Here is an 18,712-nt window from a genome sequence, read left to right on the forward strand (position 1 = left end):
TTAGCCGCGCCCGCGCAGCAAGGCCTCTTTAATCTCATGAATATGCTCGTTGGCCGTTCGCCGCCCGGCTTCGATAATGGCGTCGCGTCGATGAAAATCAAATACGTCATATTCCGAAACGGCCGGCGAGAGAATGAAATCAAAGTCATCGAAGCGCAGTTTCATCAGCTCTATGCCCTGTACGGCAATGGAACGCGAAATGATCTTCAGGATTGGCGGCAAAGATATGTAGTCCTTAATCTTTTGCAGCGGGCCGCCGCGTCGATCCTCCAGGCGCGTGCGCGCCGCGCGACGATCCTCCATCGGAGTCACAGTAATGCCGACCACGCGATGGAACCCCTTGCTGCGCAGTACGTTGCCTGGCAAATTGTTAAGTACTCCGCCGTCCACCAGCGCTCTTCCATCCAGTTGCATGGGCGGAAAGACCCCGGGCAAACTGACTGAAGCGCGGATCGCCGTAGCAATGTAGCCCTGTTCAAAGAGCACGGTAGCGCCGGTATCAAGATCGACTGCGTTGCAATAGAATGGAATCTCCAGGTCCTCGAAGCGCAGATCGCCAAAAGCGCGCAATATCGTCCGCGCCAGACGCCGACCGCGAAAGAAGCTCACGAGGGGAACTGTCTTATCCAGAACCGACGTGGAATCGGGGATGATTTCCTTCACCATGCGTCCGATTTCGGCGCTATCGCGGCCGGCGGCGTAGGCCGCGGCGATCACGGCGCCCATCGATACGCCGATTACGGCATCAAAGTCCACATCGGCCTGTTCAAAGACTTCCAGCGCGCCAATGTGGGCAAAGGCGCGCGCGCCGCCGCCGCCCAGACAAAGCGCACGGCTCGCCCCGCTCAGGCGACGGGCGGCGCGGTTAACCCCGGTATGGAAGTTCCGTTCTGGGTTAAGATGCGGCGGCGCTCCGCTGCTGGAGCGAATTGTCAAATGGTTGCGGTAAAGCGCCGAATTGATATTGAATTCATAACGCGAGCCCCCTTGCGTAGTGTCTTCATCGCTGAGGATCAAGACCCGCTCAAAAAAATCCTCGATAGCCTCCGTGCAAAAAGCCGAGATCTCCCGCCAGCGCAGGGATTCCGCAGCAAAAGAGCTGCGCACCAGTACGACCTGGTCGCACTGCGATACAAAGCGCTCCAGCGCCGGGCTGTTGCAATTGTCGCCGGCATCGATCAGGATTCGCGAGTAGTACTGGCGCAGTCTGCCCAGCAAGTCCGCAGCAATTTCCGCCAGTCGATCGCCTTGCTGCAAATCATCGGCGCAGGAGGCGGCATTCAAGGTGTCAAAGTCGACGCCGGATTGATCAATCAGGCGCAGGACCTCCAGCATGTTGGCCTGCGGCCAATGATTCAAAATGTAATCAATGGCATCGTCGCCGCGATTGGCCAGCGGCGAGTCGCGATTGAAACACAGGGCCAGCGTCGGACCTGGATTCTGATGCAGCATGGTCTCCGCCAGCGCCGAAACGTACTCGCCGCCCCGACGCGCTCGGTCCGGATAGAAGAGCACCGCGATGCGCGCCGGACTCCCGCCCGGCGCTTCCACCAGCGTGGAATGTAAGCGCTCGGATAGTAATTCGCTCATGGCGCGGCCCACGGAAGGTTCCGCGGCCAGCAATTGTAGAAATGCCTCGCCCTTGATGCGATAGATACTGGAGTCCAGCGAAGCGACCGCGTCGGAGGAATGATCCTCCTGAGTCATCAAACTTACTTCGCCAAATAAACTGCCGCGCCCGTGGATGCTCACCGGCTTTTGGCCGAAGCTTTCGCCGCCGGATTGTAAAATGTGCACCTCGCCATGCCGCACCAGATAAACAAAAAACGATCTTTCGCCGCGCCGATATACTACATCGCCGCGATCTATATGGATCAGTTCAAGAGCAGCCAGAAAGCGCTGAAACGCCTGGCTGCGCGGTGCAACGCGTTGGAAGAGTGGCTGCGCGCTCAGGAACTGAGCGTGGCTGCGGCGGTCCTTTTGGTCAGCGCTGCGGACCATGGCAAGACCTTAAAAACGCTCATGCAGTGCGGAATTGTCTATCGCAAAAATGTCAGCGGGTCAGTTGGCAGCAGGTTCCTCGCCCGGATGATAAACGGAGCGTGTGCGCTCCGCCAGGTCGGCGGGATCGAAGAGACTGTCGCGAAGCTGTCTATGTGCAAAGAGCGGCGCCTGGTCGGCATAGTGTTCGGAGCTGACGCGCTCCGATTGGCCAAATTGATGCAGCGACCAGCTGTGCGGTCCGTGGGGACCAAACTCCACGATATTGATATAGCTGTCGCCGGCAAAGCCTACAAGCCGGCCATCTCTTAATTCACAATGTATGGCGTTGAGTACATCGGGTCCGCCGCCCAGGGGCAGGTCCAGTCGTCCGCGGTGCAGGCGCTGCACCTCGCCCAGCTTTGGGTCCACGCGATCGAAGCGTTGCATCAGGAACTGCACGGCCTTTTGGAAGGCAACGTCCAGCGCCGGCAATTGGTCGCCAGGCTTGCGATCCACTTCGGTTGACTTCCATCGCTCGCGCCAGACTAGTATGGCAAGGGCGGCGGCGCGTGAATCTTCGTCCGTGCTGCGATCCCAGCGACGCAGCAGTTCAAGCGCCCGGGCCTCATCCTCATTCTCCGGCTTATATTCGGCCAGCAGCGGCAGGATTGCTTCGCGCATGATGGGAGCGTCTGGCGCGTAGCTGCGGTCCCACTTATAGCGAATGAAATCGGCGCGCGTAATTTGAGCGTCGCCGCCAAAGAGCTGCAGCGCACGCAGCGCTCGATTGGTCATTCGCGTTTCAATGCCGGCCTCCACGGGAAACCGACGCGGGTCGGGATTTCCCGGATCGAGAGTGGTGCGCCAGGGCGTGGAGTTTGCGTTTTGCAAAAAGTCGGCAGGCGGATTCAAAATCTGCGGCAACTCCGCAAAGGACATATAGTCCTTCCAGAAATAGTCGCTGCGATCGCCAGGCAGCACGCCGTGATAATTGACGCCCGCCTTGCGCCGCGGCAGGAGCGCATTGTAGACATAAAATATGTTCTGAGAGTCGGCATAGATTGTGTGAAACATTGGCAGACCCTGAATCTCCATTGCCTTTTGCCACTCGCCAAAATTGCGCGCACGATTCATACGATACCACTGTTCCGCGGCGCGCATCAGCCGTCCCTGGCCGGCAAAACGAATGGCAAAGTAGCCCTGCTTGCCCCGCAGTACCGGACCAAATTCGCTATAGAGGTAATCGCTGGCATAGGGAATGGCAGCAATACCAATATCAATTTGAATTGTAGAACGGAGCACATCAAAGGACTTCCACTGGCCATCGATGCTGTACTGGCCAGGATGGGCGTCGTCTGTCTTGAGCTGGTAGACGTCCCAGAGGTCCGGCGCGTTGACGGTATGCGCCCAGCCCAGAAAATCATTGTGTCCATGAAAGATAAAGGGGCCGCCCGGAAACGTCCCGCCAATCATGTTCCATCCTTCCTCGGAGCTGATGTGCGCCTCGTACCAGGCGACGGGACCGGTCCACGGTTGATGAGAATTAATATTTAATCGAACCATACCATCGGCGCTGCGCCGCCGGCCAACGGCATGGGCATTGGAGGCCGCCATATTGTAGGCCGCCAATCCAGTTTGCGGCGATTGCACTTGCAGATCGGTTAGCGGCCATTCGATGAGATCGCCTGCCGCCAGATTGCTGCGCTCCCGAATTGCTTCCAGCGCCCGATTTACGCCCATGAAGAGCGGAATCTTGTGCACAAATCCGGCGGCCAGATCGATGCCGTTGATTGGAAAGAGGCGGCCATCGGCCTCGCCGGGATGGAGCGCGGCGTAGTAATTTACGCCGGCGGCGTAGCCCTCCAGCACTGCGCGCGTCTCTTTGCTCAGCTGTTGCTCGTAGTTGAGTTGCGATTCCAGCTCGACGCGCATCAGTCGCGTATAGTAGTCATTGATCAGCGCCGTCTTCGAGAGATGCAGCAGGCTCAACTGTCCGCGGGTGGCGGCAAGGATATCCTGCAGGGTTTCAAAGTTGTCTTCACACTGTGCATAGGCGAGGCCAAAGGCGGCATCGGCATCGCTCTGGCCATGAATATGTGCGACGCCCCATTCATCGCGACGGATTTGGACGCGCGACGCGTGGCGACGCTGGATGTCATTTGTCCGCGGAATGGGACGCAGGCCGCGCCGTATGGCGAAGACCAGCGCCAGTGCAAGCAGGGCCAGCGTCAGGCCCAGCAAGATACGACGATATCGCAGAAATTTGCGTCTTTTGGATTCTGCCATGCCGAACCTCTGAATTGCAGCCTGTCCGTAGCCGCCTTTGCGGCAACCGCGATTTCCAGTCTGCAGATGACGCTGCTGGCTGTCCCAGTCTGCTTGGCGAGCGGCAAACAATTGAGCACATTGTCTGAAGCGGCAGACAGGCGGGGAGCGTAGAACTATCATGAAGAAAATCTTGATTACCGGAGCAACGGACGGCATCGGTCTGGAAACTGCAGCGCAGTTGGCTGAAAGCGGACATCAAGTCTGGCTGCACGGTCGCAATCAATCCAGGGGCGAGGCGGCGCTGAGCAGCGTGCAAAAACGAGCCCCTGCGGCGAAATTGAGCTTTGTGCGCGCCGATCTGGCCGACCTCGAACAGGTTCGGTCCATGGCTCAATCACTGGGCGATCAGCGCTTCGATGTTCTGATCAACAATGCTGGCGTCTTCATGAAGGAGCGGATTTTGAGCGCCCAGGGTCTGGAAATGAGCTTTGCCGTAAATCATCTGGCGCATTTCTTACTCACCGGTCTTTTGCTGCCGGCTATGCAGACAGGAGCGCGCATCATTACGCTCAGTTCCATTGCCCATCTGCGCGCTGCCCTGGATTTCGACAACTTACAGTTCGAGCGAGGCTTCAGCGGCTATGCATCTTATTCAACTTCGAAACTCGAAAACGCGATGTTTGCACGGGAACTCAGCGATCGACTTGCCGGTCGCGGCATCGCCAGCAATTCGGCGCATCCCGGCGTCATCAGTACCAAACTGCTGAAGAGCGGATTCAACGTAAGCGGCGCAAGCTTAACCGAAGGCGCAGCCACTTCAGTTTACCTGGCCGATTCGCCCGCGGCGGAAGGCCTCAGCGGCAAGTATTTTTCCGATTGTAGCGAGACGCGAAGTAATCCGCTGGTCGAGGATGCTGGAGCGCGTCAGAGGCTCTGGCAGATCAGCGAGCAGCTTTGCGGTCTGCGCTACTGATCCGGCGTCGCACCTCGTCCAGGCCTGTAGCGCGCTGATCTTCGTTTTCTGTATCGAGAGTGATGAGAAATTGCTCCTCGCTTTCGGAAAACTGGTAGCCGCGTTGCAGTTGAGCCTCAAGAACCTCAAGATCAGCTTCCGAGGCATTCTTCCCCTTTTCAATTCGCCGCTGCACGCGAGCGCGCAGAGTTGCGGCGCTGGCATTGCAATGCAGAATCAAAAATGCAGCGCCCTCGGCGGCGGCGAGGTCGGCAAAGGTCTGCCGGCGCCGCGACTCCAGAAACGTTGCGTCGACTATCGTTGGAAAGCCGGCCCGCAGCAGGGCGCGAGCCAGATCCAGCAGCCGCTGGTAGGTTCGCTCGCTGGAGTCGCTGGCGTAGATTCCGCTGTCCATAGCGGAGTAACTGTTAGCCTCGGGCGCCAAACCATGCAGGCGCTTGCGTTCGACATCTGATCTTACTCGGATGACTCCGGCGTCAAAAAGTTCGCGCGTAGCGCGGCTTTTGCCTGAGCCGGACAGGCCGCAGGTCAGGATCAAGATTGGCCGCCGCTCCTCAGCCAGCTCCATAGCCAGCGATTCGTAGCGCCGCAAATCGGCGCCGTTGATTCGGTGTTGCGCTTCGCTAGCAGTCTGCGTAAGACGCAAGGCTGCCACCAGAGCGCGCACCATGGCCCGGTAGCACAGGAAGAAACGCAAGACGGCGGCGCCCTCGTAGTCGCCGCTCAATTCAAGATAGCGATTGGCAAAGCGCCAGGCGTGGTCGCGTCGGCCGCGTGCGCAGAAGTCCATGATCGCAAAGGCGATGTCGGAGCAGACGTCGATCCAGCGCAGTTCGGCGGAAAACTCGATGCAGTCGAAAAGCGCAACCTTGCCTTGAAAGAGGGCCATATTGGCCAGATGCAGATCGCCATGACACTCGCGCACCGCTCCGGCGCGCTTGCGTTCTTCCAGGACGGGCGCCAGTTCCTGCAGCGTGCGTTGCGACCAGTGATGCAGACGCTCCAGTCGTACAGAAAGCTCCGGCGCTTTGCCATCCACGGCGGAGAAGTTTGCCTCAGCAAACTGCGCCGTCTGCGCTACGCTTCCATAAGGCGTCTGCGGTCCCGCCTGCGCCGCCGTGCGGTGTAGCGCCCAGCAGGCGTCTGCGATTTCTTCGACTTGTGCATCACTCAATTCGCCGCGCGCTTCCAGCTGATCCAGGCTCTGACTCTCTTCAAAGCGCGCCATGCGCAGTCCGTACTCCAGCACTTCCGACTCATTGGCCGTTGCTACATCCACAATCTGCGGCGAGCTTGCGCTGCCGACAACGGCAATGATTCCCTGGTAAAGTTGCGGCGTGCTGCGGCTGTTGAGGCGTAACTCCTCCTCGCAAAAGTAGCGCCGCAGCTGAAGCGTGCTGAAGTCGGCAAAATCGAAGCGCACCGGCTTCTTAAATTTATAGGCGTGATCGCCGCTCAAGAGAACCCAGGATATGTGCGTTTCGTGGAGCAGCGCTGCGCCGGCGCCGCCGACGGCGCCAGAAGTCTGAAGCAGGGCTGATAGCCAGGGCGGCATAGGCGTGAAACATTCGGCAAAGCAAGGCGACGCCCGCGCGCAGGCGCCGCGCCTTGCAGCAGTTATCGACTGGCGTTCAGTATGGCGAATTCCGGCGTATCGCCTGCGCCTCCGAAGAGACGATTGAGTCGCGCGCTCAAGACATACGCCTCGTTGCCGCGCAAGGCGGCGGTAGTCGGGAAATCCCATGGCTTTTCTACGCTGCGCGTTTCGGATCCAGTCTTCCAGCCATCTGAGCTGGTAATGAAGTGTACGCCGTCTTTGCCGCCGCCGACGTTGGTAACCACAAGCAGCGTACTGTCATCCATGCGCAACAGTCCGTCGGCGCCGGGAAGCGGCGCTGCCAGGGAAATTGCCTCAAAAGCCTCGGGATTGGCAAGGGGAATGCGAAACAGGGTTCCCTCATTGTACTTCGACACAATCAAGTTGTCGCCAATTACTTCGATGCCGTTGAGATTGAAGCCCTGACCGGCAAAGCGATCGTTACGCAGAAACTCGGTCGACTTGTAGTTTTCATCCACCTTATAGATGACTGGACTGAAGCTATCAGTTACATAGATAGCGCCATGCGAATCGACGACGGCATCATTGGCAAAGTGTTCGCCATCGATTCCCTCGGCCAGGTTGGCGTAGTGCAGCAGCGATCCATCGACCAGCGAGTATACCGCCAAGCCTGCCAGCTTCTTCTGTGTGGCCGGACTGGTGCGCACGGCCACGCCCGGATCGGAGATGCAGACAATCAAGCGATTGCGATCAACGTCGATGTGCAGGCCGATGGCAGATACCAGACGGTTGTCCTTGATGAAGGGCGTGTAGCGTCCATCGTCGGTGACCTGTCCGATATCGCCGCGAGTCAGCGAGCTGACCAGAAAACGCGAGCGCGGTGCGTCGTAGACCACGCCTTCCGGATACAGGTTCAATTCATGGATGGTCGCCTGCTGGATCTGGGTCACGCGACCGCAGGCCGCGCCCAGGCTCACAAGCGCTGCCAGAAACACAAAAGGAAGCGAGCGAGTTTGCATTCCAGAAGCCTGAAGATGGGCCGCTTGCTGGCAATGAAAAAAGCGCTGCCAGACTGGAATGCGCCGGCAGTCTGGCAGCGTGCGTCGCCGCAAACAGAACGCCTTTCTTTTCAGCTATCGCCGCCGTTGGCCCGTTCTTCTGCTGCAGGGCATCGTCGGCCTGACGGCTGCCATATGGTCTGCGACCTTGTGCCGGCAAGAACCACAGCCAGATTTGCAGAGTCCGACTGCGGGAGGCGAACGCATCCAGGGAGAAGTCCGACTGCAGGGTTTTGCCTTTGGCGCCAACTATCAGGTGCGCGCCTATCCCGCCGATCCGCAAGCGCCGCTTGATGTGCGGAAGCTGCAGGCCTTGATCGATGACTGGATAGCTCGCTTTGATCTGCAACTCTCCAACTGGCGGCCGGATAGCGAGGTTTCGCGCTTCAACCGACTGCCGCCCGGCGGGACACTGAGGGTCGGATCAGAATTCATAAGTGTATACCAAGAATCATTATGGCTGGCGCGGGCCAGCAGCGGGGCCTTTGACCCCGGTCGCGCTGTCCTCTTTGAGCGCTGGGGTTTTGGGCCGGCCGCGGCCTCGCAGCAGCCGCCGGACGCCGAGGAATTGCAGCTCTTGCTTTCCGAGAGCGGGATCGTGCAGACCCGGCTGCGCGGCGGGCAATTGACCAAGCTGGGCCGTCGGGCGGAGTTGAACTTTAGCGCCCTGGTCAGCGGGCTGGTCTCGGATCGAATCTTTGCCAGCCTGCGCGCCGCGGGGGCCGGCGCCCTGTTGATTGATTTCAGCGGCGAGATCCGCGCCGGCGGGGCCCCGCCAGGCGCTGCTGCCTGGCGCGTGGGCATCGAGCGGCCGGAGTACGACGGCAGTCGCTCGGTGGAATACGTACTGCGATTGCGCGACTTGTCCACGGCGACCTCTGGAGACTATCGCAATTACATAGAAGCAAATGGTCGCCGCCGATCGCATATTCTCGATGCGCGCAGCGGTCGCCCCAGCGCTACAGGCATCGCTGCTGTTACTGTCGTCGGGCCAGGCTGTATGCGCGCCGACGCCCTGGCCACCGCCTTGCTGAGTCTTTCCCTGGACCAGGCGCTGGAATTGCTGAAAAAGGTCCCCGGCTATCACGCGCTCTTCTATCTTCATGGAGAAAACGGGCGACTGCACGCTCGCTGGAGTCCCGGCATGAAGGCGCTGCTGGAAAGCGGCAGCGAGGCCGGGCCGCCGACGCCATGAGCATGGCGCTCCGTTGTAGCATTTCAATCTGGCGGCGAAATCTGGTTTGCCCTTTCGCGGCGGCAGGCCCAGCTTGTCGGTATGGCGCAATGGTCCGCCCCCGAGGAGCAGTCGCACCGGCCCCGGGAAGAGTGCGGCATCTATGGGATCTACGGCTGCCCGGAAGCCGCCAACTACACCTACCTGGGATTGTACTCGCTGCAGCACCGCGGCCAGGAATCGGCGGGCATTGTCAGCACCAATGGCGAGCGTCTGTTTCGCTATGCGGGCATGGGTCAGGTCGCTCACGTATTCAATCGTGACAAATTGCGCGATCTTGTGGGCCATGCTGCCATCGGACACAATCGCTACAGTACAACCGGCGCTTCCTTTCTGCGCAACGCGCAGCCAATTCGCGTCGATTCCTATCTGGGCGGCTTTTCTCTGGCGCACAATGGCAACCTGACAAACTCCTGGACCATTCGTCGTCAGTTAGAGAGCAGCGGCTCTATCTTTCAGACAACCATCGATTCGGAAGTTATTGTTCATCTGATGTCGCGATCCGGCGCTGCAGATTTCATCGAAGCGCTGGGCGTCGCCCTGCGCGAGATCAAGGGCGCCTACAGTCTACTGGTACTCAACAAGGACGCGTTGTACGCAGTCCGCGATCCCAACGGCTTTCGGCCGCTGGTGCTCGGCAAACGCAACGACGGCAGCTGGGTCGCGGCCTCCGAAACCTGCGCCTTCGACATCACCGAGGCGGAATACGTGCGCGACATCGCGCCGGGCGAGTTGGTACGCATCGACCAGAATGGCGTAACATCATATTTTCCATACGGCGCCACCCGCGAGTCGATGTGCATTTTTGAGAATATCTACTTTGCCCGTCCGGACTCGATGATCTTTGGCGGATCGGTCTATGATGCACGCAAGCATCTGGGACACTATCTGGCGCGCGAGTTTCCGGTGGAGGCCGATGCCGTGGTGCCCGTGCCGGATTCCTCAACCGTTGCGGCTCTGGGCTACGCCGAGGAAAGCGGAATTCCCTATACCGTTGGTCTGATTCGATCGCATTATATTGGCCGCACCTTCATCGAACCGGAGCAGAAGATCCGGGACTTCGGCGCCAAGATCAAGTACAACGTCATTCCCGCCGCAGTGCGTGGAAAACGCATTGTGCTGGTGGACGATTCCATCATGCGCGGAACTACATCGCGCAAAATCATTAAGATGATACGCAAGGCGGGAGCGAGCGAGGTGCACATGCGCATCAGCGCACCGCCCACGCGCTTCCCCTGCTACTATGGCATCGACATACCAACTCGTCAGGAGCTGATAGCCGCCACGCATACCCTTGAGGAGATGGTGAAGTACTTACGCGTTGATTCGCTGGGTTATCTCAAATTGGAATCGGCGCACGCCGCGATGCGCGAGGCCTTTGGCAATCAACGCCGTTGGTGCGATGCTTGTTTTTCCGGAGACTATCCGGTAGCCTTCGAAGATGGACGGGAGGGCAACCAGAAGGATCTGTTTCCGGAGTATCTGGTGGAGGAAATCTACTGAGCGGCCATGCACGCGCTGATACTGGACGATGATCCCGATTCGGTCGCGTTGTTGCGCAAGGCTGTAACGGAAGCGGGCTTTCAGGCGGCGGACTGTAGCCGCGCTGCCGATGCCATCAATCTATTCGATCAATACAAACCGCAGCTGCTCTTGCTGGACATTGGCCTGCCCGGGCAGGATGGATTTTTTGCCCTGCGCCGTCTGCGCGCCCGCCATCAAGCGCTGAACGACGGCGTCCATCGCGTTTTTTTGATGGTTTCGGCGCGCAGCGACTACAACGCCGCCGAAGACGCCGCTAACTTTGGCGCTGATGGTTTTGTGAATAAGCCTTTCAATATTCAAGAATTACAGGGGAAAATACGCATGCTCTTTGGCCGGAAGGATTGAGCAGGCGCAACGTAGGGCGGACCTATGCGAATTCGCTTTTTTGGCGCGGCCGGCACAGTGACTGGGTCGCTGCATCAACTGCAAACCGAGTCCATTTCTCTGCTGCTGGATTGCGGACTGTATCAGGGGCGCCGGGCGGAGTCCTTCGAACGTAATCGGAACCTGCCAGATTTTGCCATCGGAGCGGACGCCGTGGTGCTCAGTCACGCTCACATCGATCACTGCGGCAATATTCCAAGCCTGGTGAAGCGCGGGTTTCGCGGCAACATCTACATGACTCCGGCCACACGCGATCTGGCTGCCGTCATGCTGCAAGACTCTGCGGAGATTCAGGAGCAGGACGCCGCCTTTCTTGGCAAGCGCGCTCGCAAGCAGGGCAGAGAAGCCAGCTACGAAGCGCTGTATACCGTGCAGGATGCAGTGAAGTCTCTGGATCAATTTGTATCGGTAGGCTACCGTCGCGAGTTTCCGCTGAATCGCGAGATGAGCTTTCAATTCTTCGACGCCGGACACATTCTCGGATCGGCGATGGTAATGCTGCGATTTCAGCATCGCGGCGAGGAAACGCGTCTGCTCTTCAGCGGCGACCTGGGTCGACGTAACATGCCAATCCTGCGCGATCCGGATTTGCCCGATGGCGCCGACTACCTGATACTGGAGTCGACATACGGCGACCGTTCGCACGAGGCGCGCGACGCCATGGATGGAAAAATCGCCGCCGAGATTGAGCGCATTGTCAATACCCGCGGAAAGCTGTACATTCCAAGTTTTGCTCTGGAGCGCGCTCAGGAAATTTTGCTGTCTCTGCATCGCCTGGAAATGGCCGGTCGCATTCCCATCTTGCCGGTATACCTGGATTCGCCGCTGGCCACGCGAGTAACCGATGTTTTTCGTCTGCACCCGGAATGTTTTGACGCCGAGTTGCAGCGCGAGGTGAGCGCGCGCAACGCATTGTTTCGCACGGAACAGCTGAGCTCTGTGCATGACGCCCAGGAATCGCGACGCATCATGGCGCTGGATGAATCGGCCATTATCATTGCCGGTTCTGGGATGTGCGAAAATGGCCGTATACGTCACCACCTGGCTTGGGGTCTGTCTGATGTGCGCAATACGGTGCTGCTTGTTGGCTTCCAGGCGGCGGAAACTCTTGGACGCAAGCTCAAGGAAGGGGCCCGTCAGGTGCGCATCTTTGGCGAGGACCAGCGCGTCGACGCACGCATCGTAAGCCTCGATGGATTCAGCGCCCACGCCGATCGCGAGGACTTGATTGAATTTGTGGAACGATTGAATGAGCGCCGTCCGCTGCGCCGCGTATTTCTGGTGCATGGCGAAGACCAGGCCCGTCGGGCGCTGAAGGATTCGCTACGACAGCGAATTCCGGCAGAGATCCTGGCGCCGCAGTCAGGAGAGGCCTTCGAACTCTAGGGAGCAGGCTAATCTCGATTGACGCAACCCGAGCCTTGCCAGCGCACTTCCGGCCATGATGATTCGGGCGACTGCCTTCCGCGGAATTGCGCTATTGCTGGCGACCATCGGCTTGCTGAGTTCGGCCTGTAGCGCCGTCGAAGTCCAGGTCAATAATATCGTAATCGAAAGCTCCGAGCCCCTGCGCGTGGCGATCCTGCCATTTCAAATCCAGGGCGCAGACTGGGGTCGCGAGTTTGCCGATTCCCTTGGCTTGCAGCTGGCTCGCAGCGGTCGATTTGTCCAGGTAGAACGCGGACGCGAATTGCAGCGTCTGTTGCAAGAGCAACGTTTCAATGAATCAGGTCTCATTGAAGACCGGACCCGCGTCCAGATTGGAAGGCTGACCGGGGCCCGCTTGATTATTACTGGCGATGGTCGCGCCATGAAGATGCGCGACTCGGATGGTCGCATGAATGAAAACCTCATCGATACTTGCACCGTTCGCGCCATCGACGTACAAACGGGCGAGCATGTGATTACCTTGCGAAAGACGCCCGGACGCGCCTGGACTGCCGCCTTTCGCGCCAAGTATTTCCTGACCCTGGGCTTTGGCTGGGATCTGCGCGACATAAGCATCGAGAGCGCCGAATACGATGAGGTGGCGCGCCAGTTTTCGCAGCGCATCGCCGACCATTTTCCGCAAGTTGGGGTCATCGAAGTGATCGATCGCAGCCTGCGATGATCGCCGTCAGTGACTGGCGCAAGGCGCTTTTTGGGCCTGCCTGCTGTTTTCCTGCTTGACCATTTGGCCAGATAAGTGCATATACACCTTATAAGGGTGTATATGCACGGAATTGCCGCGTTTCTGGCAAGCCGCTGCACGAAGGCCGACCGGGCCGCGTTCTCTGGGCCGGATCGGTCCGCCCGCAGGGAGCCTCTTTATGGAAACTGTATATTTGGTCGATGCCGTCCGCACGCCGCGGGGCAAAGGCAAGAAGCGCGGATCGCTGGCGCATATGCATCCGCAGAGTCTGGCCGGCGAAACGCTCAAGGCGCTGGCCGCGCGTAACAAGCTGAACCCAGAAGCAGTCGAGGATGTGATTCTCGGTTGCGTGTCGCAGGTCAACGACCAGGCGGCCTGTGTCGCTCGCTATTCCGTAATGGCCGCGGACTGGCCGGATAGCGTGCCTGGCTACACTGTAAACCGCTTTTGCGGATCAGGTCTGCAGGCAATCAACAATGCCGTAGGCATGGTTGGTTCAGGGACAATGGACGTCGTTGTTGCCGGCGGAGTGGAAAGCATGAGCCGCGTCAAGATGGGCGCCGATATGGGCGACCTTGACATGAGCATTGGCAATCCTTACATCGCTGAGCACTACAACCTGGTGCCGCAGGGTATTTCCGCCGATTTGATTGCAACTATAAACAATATTTCTCGCGAGCAGGTAGACCAGTTTGCCGTCAATTCACAGCAAAAAGCGGACAGGGCAATCAAGGCCGGTTACTTTCAAAAAAGCATTACGCCGATTCCCGATGGCAACGGCGGAATGGTGACGGCCGACGAGCATCCGCGCATTGAAAGCGACCTGGCCTTTCTTTCCGGTCTGGGCCCCGTATTCAAGACCATTGGCGAAAAGGAATTGGATGCCATTGCACTCAAGACCTATCCCGATGTGAAGAAGATCAATCATGTGCATACGCTGGGCAACAGCTCCGGCGTGGTCGATGGCGCTGCCACGGTGCTTTTGGCCAGCGAGAAGGCGCTCAAGCAGTACGGCCTCAAGCCGCGGGCGCGCATCGTTTCCGTGGGCGCAACGGGCAGCGAACCGACGATCATGCTGACCGGACCGGTCAGCGCATCGAAGAAGGCTCTGGAAAAGGCCGGTCTGAAACCGGATGACATCGATCTGTGGGAGATCAACGAGGCCTTTGCCGCCGTAGTTCTCTACGTGCAGAAGGAGCTGAAAATCCCTGACGAAAAGATCAATGTCAACGGCGGCGCGATCGCTCTGGGCCATCCGCTGGGCGGCACGGGCGCGATTCTGCTGGGAACTGTGGTCGATGAGCTGGAGCGACAGAACAAGCGCTATGGCCTGGTGACGCTGTGCATTGGCGGCGGCATGGGTATCGCCACGGTCGTTGAGCGTATCGCCAATTGATTGATTGCTACACAGCATGCGGCTGGCGCAACTACGCGTCGGCCGCAGCGCCTGGAGCTATTGCATGGCGCGCCTGAAGCTCAATCCGAAGCTGGATCGCGCTCGTCGAACGCAATTGAAGCGCGCTGGAATTACCTGCGTGTGCTACAATCTGCGCAAAGCCAGCCGGGTGGTCACGCGCATCTTCGACCAGCACCTGGAAGAGGCCGGCATGAGCTCGACGCAATTTCAGATTCTGGCCGCCATCGCCCGTCATGATACCCTATCCATCAGCCAGCTGGCCGAGCTGATGCTGATGGACCGCACTACGCTGACGCGCAATCTGAAGCCGCTGGAAAAATCGCGCTGGATTCGCCATGCCGACGAGGACGAAGACCGTCGCCGTCGCAGCGTGCAGCTGAGCGCCGCCGGCGATCGGGCGCTGGAGAAGGCGTTGCCGCTCTGGGAAAAGGCTCAAGAAGATGTACTGGCGCGCGCAGGCGATGAGAACACCAAAGCCTTGCTGGTGAATCTGTGGCGCTTCATCTACGGCAAGCGCTACCTGGGCGCCTGAGCCGATCAGGCCGATGCCCGGACGAATCCTCAGACGCTCTTGTGCAATTGTATGCGCTCCAGAATGCGCAACAGCAGCGTTTCCGCGGAGCGTTCCTGCTTGAGAAAATGCAGATGGCCCATTTGCTGCAGGCTCAAGAGTCCATGCACTGCAGCCCAGTGCGCCACCGCCATATCGGCGCCGGTCGAATCGCTGATTCGTGGATGAAGCTGGCGCACTGCGCCCTGCAGTATGAGAAAGCAGCGCATGGAGGCCTGCTCCAGCAGGGCGTGGTCGGGCGTCGCAAAGAGACTCTCCTTCCACATCAGCTCGTAACGCTGGGGATTGGCCAGAGCAAAGCGCATGTAACAGCGCGCCAGTTGCAGCAGTCCTTGCCTTGCGCCCGTCGCCTTCTGTGTTTCCAGCAGGGCCTGCTCCAGATCGGCAAAGGCCTGTACGGCGACTGCCGCCAGCAAGGCCTCGCGGTCCGCAAAATGGCGGTAGGGAGCATTGTGACTGACGCCGACGCGTCGGGCCGTTTCGCGGATGGTCAGCGCCTCGTAGCCGGATTCGGCAATGAACTCGGTGGCGGCGGCGACCAGCGCGGCGCGCAGATCGCCATGATGATAGCTGTCTTTGGCCATGATCGATTGTCGGGCGCCTGCATTTTGCCCCCTGCCTGCAAGCCCGGCAAGTAAAAAATGTTGACGTCGACAACATCAATGTGGACAATGACAACATGGCCAGTGGCGAGGGGCCTGAAAATGAAGAAGATACTTGTGGTGCAGGGCAATCCGCGCCTGGACAGTTTTTGTGGAGCGCTGGCCGATGCCTATGCCCACGAGGCGGCGCAGGCTGGCGCCGAAGTGAAGCGCTTGGATCTTTCGGAGCTGAGTTTTGATCCCATTCTGCGCGAGGCATATCTGCGCGATACGCCGCTGGAACCGGACCTGCAGCGCGCACAGCAGTGGATCCAGGAAAGTCAGCATCTGGTCTTTGTCTATCCGGTGTGGTGGGGTTCGATGCCCGCTCTGTTGAAAGGATTTGTGGACCGCACCTTTCTGCCTGGCTTTGCCTTCAAGTACCGCAAGGACTCCTCGCTGTGGGATCGATTGCTGGTCGGCCGTTCGGCGCGGATGATTCTGACGATGGATGCGCCGCTCTGGTACAACGCGCTGATCTATCGCAAGTGCAGCGAGCGGGCGATGAAGGCCGCCGTACTGGAGTATTCTGGCATCAAGCCGGTGCGCGTTACGGCCTTTGGGCAGATTCGCAAATCGACTCCTGAGCAACGCGATCGCTATTTGTCGAAAGTCGCTGCGCTCGGAGCGCAGATGATCTGAAGGCTATGGAGCTGGAAGCGATTCGCAATTTCCGACGCCAGGACGAGCGGATTGTCACCGGCGGTCAGCCCAGCGAGGAGCAGCTTCGAGTTGTGGCGAGCGCCGGCATTGACGTCGTTATCAATCTGGCACTCCACGACCAACCGCAATACTCGCTGCCCGATGAACGGGCGCTGGTTGAAGGTCTGGGCATGGAGTACGTACATATTCCGGTACAGTGGGATGCGCCTCTGGAAAGCGATCTGCTGGCATTCTTTCAAGCAATGGATGCCCGCACTGCGCAACGCATTCTGATTCATTGCGCGGCAAACAAGCGGGTTACTGCTTTTCTTGGTCTTTACAATTTATTGCGTCTGCACCACAGTCGAGAACAGGCCTTCCGTTTGATGAACGACATCTGGCAACCGGAAGGCGTTTGGGCGGACTTTATCAGGGCAATGTCACTCAAGTACAGTAAAGCCTGAATGACATTTTCGAAGTTGACTGTGGCTTTGATGGCCGATGGCTGCGGCTATGAAACTACGAAGCGGCGCCAGACTGTGTACGTTTAGTTTACTTCTGCTTGCGTTGCCGCCGCTTGTCGCTCAAAGCCTGGTAATCGATAGGCATGAGCCACTGGCCGGGACCGGCGTTGCCGTCGACACCTACAAGAACAACGACAGCACTATTTTTGAAATTCGCGTCTCCAATTCAGAAAGCGTAGCCTATCACATTGATTTGACCTTCGAGCTGGAAAATATGAGCTCCAGCGTTCCAACGCCGCTGCGGGCCGACGTGCCAGCGCTCTCGACCGAACTTGTACTGGTGCGTTTCCAGCGCAGCAATGCAAGTCGACCCTACGCCTTTCGCGAACTGTACTGGTTCGTGCATCCAGGTCCGCTGCCGCCGCCAGGCGGAGTGCAAAATTCGGCAGTCTATGAACTGCCCTGGGCGCGAGGCGCAAGCTTTGATGTGGCCAACGCGTTTCATGGCACGGGCGCTCACCAGGGGCTGCTGGCCTACGCCGTCGATTTCACCATGCCGCCTGGCACGCCGATTCACGCTGCGCGCGGCGGTCGGGTGATTGCTGTGGTCGACCGATTCACCAGAGGAGGTCCGGATCCGGCGCTACCGGCAAACTATGTGGCGATTTTGCACGACGACGGCAGTGTAGCCCGTTATCTGCACTTGCGTCGGGGCGGCGCTGTGGCGCGCATTCATGCAATGGTTCGCGTCGGAGAACTCCTTGGCTACAGCGGCAATACCGGATGGTCTCTTGGACCGCACCTGCACTTCGATGTCATTGCCTACGATGACGAGCAGGGGATGCGCAGTTTGCCCTTTCAGTTTCGCGGTGCAGATGGGCAGTCCTTCGAGCCAGTCGCGGGCATGCGGCTCAGGCGCGGCCCAGAGGGGGCGGAGATCGAAGAATAGCCATTGCACCAGCTCAATCGCTTTGATTGACGAGATGCAATGGCGGCGTCCTCGCTGACGGAGGAAACCAAAACGCAGGACGCCATGAAGATTCAAAATACAATCGCCGTTGTTCTCGGCGCATCGCAGGGCATCGGCAAAGCTATTGCATTGGAGCTGGCCAGTCGCGGCGCTACAGTTGCGTTGCTGGCGCGCAGTGCGGGTGCATTGAAGTCCGCAGCGACAGAGGCGCCTGGCGGCCGCGCGCATGCCTTTGTCTGCGATGTCAGCAAGGATAGCGAGCTGGTTGCTACGCTTCGGAAAATTGAGAAGCAGTTTGGTCGCATCGATATTCTGGTGAACAACGCTGGCGTGGGAACCTTCAAGCCGCTGCACAAAATGAGTCTGGAAGAAGCGACTGCGCCGGTTCAACTGCCGCTACGCTGCGCCCTTGTCGCCTGCCACACTGTACTGCCAGGCATGCGCTCTCGCAAGGGCGGGCAGATCGTGAATCTGACCAGTCCCTCGGCCTATTTTCCGTTCCCCTACATGGCGCCTTACCTGGCAGCGCGCCATGCTATGCTGGGCCTTTCCCTTGCACTGCGTGAAGAACTGCGTCCGGCAGGTATTGGCGTTTCGCTGATCTGTCCGGGACACGTTGACACTGGCTACTTTCAGCGAAACGATGCGGACATTGAGTATTTCCCGCGGATTGAGAAGCTGTTTCCGGTTCTGACGCCAGTTCAGGTTGCAAAGCGGACAGCCGCCGCCATTGAGAAGAATCAACGGGAGGCTATCTTTCCTGGCTCATTGTGGTTCATTACCCGCTTTTTTCAGACCTTTCCGAGGCTATCATTGGCATTCTTGCGCGTCACCGGCCTGCTGCGACCTACCCGGCAGGTCGCCAATGCATAG

The 18,712-nt window shown here is 58.9% G+C and carries 17 protein-coding genes; 12 read left to right on the top strand and 5 right to left on the bottom strand.

Features of this window, described 5'->3' with window-relative positions; translation table 11 throughout:
* Entirely contained in the window at positions 1-2,001 is a 2,001-nt protein-coding gene (locus tag K1X75_17420; GenBank protein MBX7059847.1) for a patatin-like phospholipase family protein, read from the bottom strand.
* 60 nt (positions 2,002-2,061) lie between these two features.
* Positions 2,062-4,269 carry a penicillin acylase family protein gene (locus K1X75_17425; protein ID MBX7059848.1) on the bottom strand — a complete coding sequence of 736 codons (2,208 nt, stop codon included), beginning with the start codon at positions 4,267-4,269 and terminating at the stop codon, positions 2,062-2,064.
* A 160-nt stretch (positions 4,270-4,429) separates the two neighbouring features.
* Between K1X75_17425 and K1X75_17430 the strand changes: the two genes are divergently transcribed.
* Positions 4,430-5,224, top strand: a complete 795-nt coding sequence (locus K1X75_17430) for an SDR family oxidoreductase (protein ID MBX7059849.1) — start codon at positions 4,430-4,432, stop codon at positions 5,222-5,224.
* Here K1X75_17430 and K1X75_17435 read toward each other — a convergent pair.
* Both K1X75_17435 and K1X75_17440 read right to left on the bottom strand, forming a co-directional pair.
* Positions 5,193-6,779: an AAA family ATPase gene (locus K1X75_17435; GenBank protein MBX7059850.1), complete on the bottom strand. Its 1,587-nt coding sequence runs from the start codon at positions 6,777-6,779 to the stop codon at positions 5,193-5,195. The two genes, K1X75_17430 and K1X75_17435, sit on opposite strands and share 32 nt — an antisense overlap.
* A gap of 62 nt (positions 6,780-6,841) precedes the next feature.
* Entirely contained in the window at positions 6,842-7,801 is a 960-nt protein-coding gene (locus K1X75_17440) for a hypothetical protein (GenBank protein MBX7059851.1), read from the bottom strand.
* Positions 7,802-7,880: 79 nt separating this feature from the next.
* On the opposite strand from K1X75_17440, the gene K1X75_17445 reads away from it, so the two are divergent.
* The 7 genes from K1X75_17445 to K1X75_17475 all read left to right on the top strand — a co-directional run bounded on the left by K1X75_17445 (position 7,881) and on the right by K1X75_17475 (position 15,083).
* Entirely contained in the window at positions 7,881-9,035 is a 1,155-nt protein-coding gene (locus tag K1X75_17445; GenBank protein ID MBX7059852.1) for an FAD:protein FMN transferase, read from the top strand.
* 81 nt (positions 9,036-9,116) lie between these two features.
* Positions 9,117-10,577, top strand: coding sequence for an amidophosphoribosyltransferase (gene purF / locus K1X75_17450; GenBank protein ID MBX7059853.1), 1,461 nt, complete (start codon positions 9,117-9,119; stop codon positions 10,575-10,577).
* Positions 10,578-10,583: 6 nt separating this feature from the next.
* A complete protein-coding gene (locus K1X75_17455; GenBank protein MBX7059854.1) occupies positions 10,584-10,964 on the top strand; it encodes a response regulator in 381 nt (126 codons plus the stop codon).
* Positions 10,965-10,988: 24 nt separating this feature from the next.
* Complete coding sequence (locus K1X75_17460) at positions 10,989-12,389, top strand: MBL fold metallo-hydrolase (GenBank protein MBX7059855.1); 1,401 nt, start codon at positions 10,989-10,991, stop codon at positions 12,387-12,389.
* A 55-nt stretch (positions 12,390-12,444) separates the two neighbouring features.
* Positions 12,445-13,113: a CsgG/HfaB family protein gene (locus tag K1X75_17465; protein ID MBX7059856.1), complete on the top strand. Its 669-nt coding sequence runs from the start codon at positions 12,445-12,447 to the stop codon at positions 13,111-13,113.
* A 199-nt stretch (positions 13,114-13,312) separates the two neighbouring features.
* Complete coding sequence (locus K1X75_17470; GenBank protein ID MBX7059857.1) at positions 13,313-14,530, top strand: acetyl-CoA C-acetyltransferase; 1,218 nt, start codon at positions 13,313-13,315, stop codon at positions 14,528-14,530.
* 64 nt (positions 14,531-14,594) lie between these two features.
* Positions 14,595-15,083, top strand: coding sequence for a MarR family winged helix-turn-helix transcriptional regulator (locus tag K1X75_17475; protein ID MBX7059858.1), 489 nt, complete (start codon positions 14,595-14,597; stop codon positions 15,081-15,083).
* 29 nt (positions 15,084-15,112) lie between these two features.
* On the opposite strand, the gene K1X75_17480 is transcribed toward K1X75_17475, so the two are convergent.
* A complete protein-coding gene (locus K1X75_17480) occupies positions 15,113-15,706 on the bottom strand; it encodes a TetR/AcrR family transcriptional regulator (protein ID MBX7059859.1) in 594 nt (197 codons plus the stop codon).
* Between the two features lie 120 nt (positions 15,707-15,826).
* Between K1X75_17480 and K1X75_17485 the strand changes: the two genes are divergently transcribed.
* The 4 genes from K1X75_17485 to K1X75_17500 all read left to right on the top strand — a co-directional run bounded on the left by K1X75_17485 (position 15,827) and on the right by K1X75_17500 (position 18,712).
* The gene (locus K1X75_17485; GenBank protein ID MBX7059860.1) at positions 15,827-16,405 is read left to right on the top strand and encodes an NAD(P)H-dependent oxidoreductase; all 579 of its coding nucleotides are present in this window, start codon (positions 15,827-15,829) and stop codon (positions 16,403-16,405) included.
* 5 nt (positions 16,406-16,410) lie between these two features.
* Positions 16,411-16,869: a protein tyrosine phosphatase family protein gene (locus K1X75_17490; GenBank protein ID MBX7059861.1), complete on the top strand. Its 459-nt coding sequence runs from the start codon at positions 16,411-16,413 to the stop codon at positions 16,867-16,869.
* 49 nt (positions 16,870-16,918) lie between these two features.
* Positions 16,919-17,818: a M23 family metallopeptidase gene (locus K1X75_17495; GenBank protein ID MBX7059862.1), complete on the top strand. Its 900-nt coding sequence runs from the start codon at positions 16,919-16,921 to the stop codon at positions 17,816-17,818.
* Positions 17,819-17,902: 84 nt separating this feature from the next.
* A complete protein-coding gene (locus K1X75_17500; protein MBX7059863.1) occupies positions 17,903-18,712 on the top strand; it encodes an SDR family NAD(P)-dependent oxidoreductase in 810 nt (269 codons plus the stop codon).

Source organism: Leptospirales bacterium (assembly GCA_019694655.1).
Taxonomy (GTDB): domain Bacteria; phylum Spirochaetota; class Leptospiria; order Leptospirales; family Leptonemataceae; genus SSF53.

Excerpts from the sequence above, each read along its gene's own strand:
- K1X75_17460 (MBX7059855.1), top strand. The coding sequence starts at position 10,989 with ATGCGAATTCGCTTTTTTGGCGCGGCCGGCACAGTGACTGGGTCGCTG.
- K1X75_17500 (MBX7059863.1), top strand. The coding sequence starts at position 17,903 with ATGAAGATTCAAAATACAATCGCCGTTGTTCTCGGCGCATCGCAGGGC.
- K1X75_17425 (MBX7059848.1), bottom strand. The coding sequence starts at position 4,269 with ATGGCAGAATCCAAAAGACGCAAATTTCTGCGATATCGTCGTATCTTG.
- K1X75_17475 (MBX7059858.1), top strand. The coding sequence starts at position 14,595 with ATGGCGCGCCTGAAGCTCAATCCGAAGCTGGATCGCGCTCGTCGAACG.
- K1X75_17480 (MBX7059859.1), bottom strand. The coding sequence starts at position 15,706 with ATGGCCAAAGACAGCTATCATCATGGCGATCTGCGCGCCGCGCTGGTC.
- K1X75_17420 (MBX7059847.1), bottom strand. The coding sequence starts at position 2,001 with ATGGTCCGCAGCGCTGACCAAAAGGACCGCCGCAGCCACGCTCAGTTC.
- K1X75_17495 (MBX7059862.1), top strand. The coding sequence starts at position 16,919 with ATGAAACTACGAAGCGGCGCCAGACTGTGTACGTTTAGTTTACTTCTG.
- K1X75_17430 (MBX7059849.1), top strand. The coding sequence starts at position 4,430 with ATGAAGAAAATCTTGATTACCGGAGCAACGGACGGCATCGGTCTGGAA.
- K1X75_17455 (MBX7059854.1), top strand. The coding sequence starts at position 10,584 with ATGCACGCGCTGATACTGGACGATGATCCCGATTCGGTCGCGTTGTTG.
- purF (MBX7059853.1), top strand. The coding sequence starts at position 9,117 with ATGGCGCAATGGTCCGCCCCCGAGGAGCAGTCGCACCGGCCCCGGGAA.
- K1X75_17490 (MBX7059861.1), top strand. The coding sequence starts at position 16,411 with ATGGAGCTGGAAGCGATTCGCAATTTCCGACGCCAGGACGAGCGGATT.
- K1X75_17485 (MBX7059860.1), top strand. The coding sequence starts at position 15,827 with ATGAAGAAGATACTTGTGGTGCAGGGCAATCCGCGCCTGGACAGTTTT.
- K1X75_17435 (MBX7059850.1), bottom strand. The coding sequence starts at position 6,779 with ATGCCGCCCTGGCTATCAGCCCTGCTTCAGACTTCTGGCGCCGTCGGC.
- K1X75_17465 (MBX7059856.1), top strand. The coding sequence starts at position 12,445 with ATGATGATTCGGGCGACTGCCTTCCGCGGAATTGCGCTATTGCTGGCG.
- K1X75_17440 (MBX7059851.1), bottom strand. The coding sequence starts at position 7,801 with ATGCAAACTCGCTCGCTTCCTTTTGTGTTTCTGGCAGCGCTTGTGAGC.
- K1X75_17470 (MBX7059857.1), top strand. The coding sequence starts at position 13,313 with ATGGAAACTGTATATTTGGTCGATGCCGTCCGCACGCCGCGGGGCAAA.